The organism is Streptococcus sp. DFI.7.26 (assembly GCF_022240605.1).
GTDB lineage: Bacteria > Bacillota > Bacilli > Lactobacillales > Streptococcaceae > Streptococcus > Streptococcus xiaochunlingii.
This window is the reverse complement of the sequence record NZ_JAKOGN010000075.1, coordinates 1-243: the sequence shown is the minus strand read 5'-3', so window position 1 is coordinate 243 and position 243 is coordinate 1. Positions and strand designations below refer to the sequence as shown.

At 27.6% G+C, this 243-nt stretch carries 1 pseudogene; it reads left to right on the top strand.

Features of this window, described 5'->3' with window-relative positions:
* A pseudogene (locus L0M85_RS09980) lies at positions 1 to 243 on the top strand (ATP-dependent helicase); the annotation flags it as partial.

The following is a 243-nucleotide window of genomic DNA, read 5'->3' as shown; positions in this document are numbered from 1 at the left end:
AATCAAAAATTCAAGGAGGTATACGACCATCAGAAATTTGTATCCTAGCAAAACAGAAGGTTGATGATTATAGTTCAAAATTGATAACTACATTAAACAGTAAAGGGATTAAAGCAAGAATTGAAAATGAATATCAAGAACTTTTAAAAGACCCTACTTGTAACCTATTATTAGATTTAATATCATGTAGTCAAGGAAAACGAGATCCTTTAATTTGGGAAAATATTAGTAATTTTTATGGAA